Below are 2,317 nucleotides of genomic sequence, written 5' to 3' on the forward strand. Positions count from 1 at the left end.
GATCCGCAGGCGCGGGAAAAAAGCATAGCATGAGAAATCGCCCCGCTGGGTTTCCTGGCGGGGCTGATTGTTGCTGTGCATGACTCTCGCACGAAATCTGGAGAAGTACAAGGTGTGAGGGGTTTGACGCTTACGGAACACCCTACTTCTGAATGGCCTGTTGGAATCAGATTAACTTGCACGGAAATAGACGGCACCCCACTCTAACGGCGCACGCACCCCCATATGTCGCCGTCGCCGAAAATACATGCTGTTTTTTATGGTAGGGTTCATGACGCAAAGAATTAACTATAGATCAGCTCTTTTTCGCTTAAACCAAGCGTCTGCGCTGTTGAAGTATGAAATTCGTGAAAAAGCTCTGGATTTTCCACTAGTGACACGCCATAAGACGGAATCATGTCTTTTATTTTCGGTTCCCATTCTTTCATATTTTGTGGGAAGCATTTTTCTAGTACCTCAAGCATAACGTGAACAGCAGTAGAAGCACCCGGAGATGCGCCGAGCAATGCAGCTATCGAGCCATCGGCGGCACTGACAACTTCCGTACCAAATTGAAGTGTGCCTTTACCGCCGGCCTCAGTATCTTTGATAACTTGCACACGTTGGCCAGCTACTACTATCTCCCAATCCTCGCTTTTGGCATTCGGAACAAACTCGCGCAATTCTTCCATGCGCTTTTCATTTGTTAACACAACTTGTTGAATCAGGTATTTTGTCAATTTCATCTCTTTTACACCTGCCGCCAACATAGTGAAGACATTATGCGGTTTTACGGAACGTATCAAATCAAAATTTGAACCAGTTTTTAAGAACTTTGGTGAGAAGCCGGCAAACGGTCCAAACAGCAATGTTTTTTTGTTGTCGATATATCTTGTATCAAGATGCGGCACAGACATTGGAGGCGCACCAACCTTAGCTTTACCGTATACTTTTGCATGATGCTTGGCCACAACTTCCGGATTGTTACATACCATAAATAGTCCGCTTACCGGGAATCCTCCAATATGTTTTGACTCAGGAATACCGGTTTTCTGTAGTAAAGGCAGACTTCCGCCCCCTGCGCCGATAAAGACGAATTTTGCAGTATGGTATTCAATTTTACCGCTATCGATATCATGCACTTTCACTTGCCACGAGCCGTCACTAGTACGTTTAATATCCTCAACACTATGCTTGTAGTTTATCTCGACGTTTTTACTCTTTAAGTGGTCAAACAACATGCGTGTTAAAGCACCAAAGTTGACATCCGTTCCAGAGTCGATTTTTGTTGCCGCTATCGGTTCATTCGATGTACGGCCTTCCATAATAAGCGGAATCCATTCCTCCAGTTTTTTAGGGTCGTCGGAAAATTCCATCCCTTGAAATAGTGGGATGTTTGAAAGGGCTTCAAAACGTTTTTTCAAATACGCTACATTCTTTTCCCCTTGTACTAAACTCATATGAGGTATTGGCTTGATAAAGTCCTGCGGATTACGAATCACATTATTCTTTACAAGATAAGACCAAAACTGCCTTGAAAGCTGAAACTGTTCATTAATTTTTATAGCTTTGCTAATATCTATAGATCCGTCCGATTTTTCGGGTGTGTAGTTAAGCTCGCACAGTGCAGAATGGCCCGTACCCGCATTATTCCACTCGTTAGAGCTTTCTTCTCCTGCGTTTCCGAGTTTCTCAAACACTTTGATTTCCCATTCCGGTGCTAACTCTTTCAGTAATGATCCCAAAGTCGCGCTCATGATTCCGGCACCAATTAAGATAACGTCTGTTTTTTTCTGTACGTTGCTCATTTTAACCTTCCTTATCCCCTATCTTTGCAATAAAGAGTAGTCGCTCGTGCTTAAGTGTTACAAGAAGCAAGGCGCCACCTAGGAACACCTAATCTGTCTCAATTATAACCATATCGCATTCTATTAGAGCTGGTAAAAAAGTGAGACGTCCGTCCACGCCCTAGGAACACACCAAAACCAAAGGCCTTAACTCAGCTTCTTGCAAGAGTTAAGGCTTTCGTTTGCCGGTACCAGTGAATCGATACCCTCTAATTTTCGACGTTACTTGTGTGAGCGTCAAGCCTTCCGCACCTTGCATTGTGCAAATCGCTGTTAGACAGTCGATATGACGAATTACCCCGTCAGGTAGATACCCGGCGGGGCGGTTGTGTTGGTATTATGCTTTTCTGCCGCGCCGACGTAAACTCTCCGACAGACTGGCTGACCACGGCAACAGCGTATTGAGCCCGACTTTGTCAAGACAGATGGGATGGCTTTTAAGAGAGAGATAATAGACTTTCAATTCAGATAAAAACGTCTCACGCTGCGTT

At 44.5% G+C, this 2,317-nt stretch carries 1 protein-coding gene; it reads right to left on the reverse strand.

Annotated elements, in window-relative coordinates:
* Positions 1-284: 284 nt before the first annotated feature.
* Positions 285-1,787 carry a malate:quinone oxidoreductase gene (locus G463_RS0117180; RefSeq protein ID WP_026976110.1) on the reverse strand — a complete coding sequence of 501 codons (1,503 nt, stop codon included), beginning with the start codon at positions 1,785-1,787 and terminating at the stop codon, positions 285-287.
* Positions 1,788-2,317: the final 530 nt, after the last annotated feature.

The organism is Alicyclobacillus contaminans DSM 17975 (assembly GCF_000429525.1).
In the GTDB taxonomy this organism is placed as follows: Bacteria; Bacillota; Bacilli; order Alicyclobacillales; family Alicyclobacillaceae; genus Alicyclobacillus_A; species Alicyclobacillus_A contaminans.

Bases quoted from the DNA above. Each gene is read 5' to 3' on its own strand.
- G463_RS0117180 (WP_026976110.1), bottom strand. From the start codon at position 1,787: ATGAGCAACGTACAGAAAAAAACAGACGTTATCTTAATTGGTGCCGGA.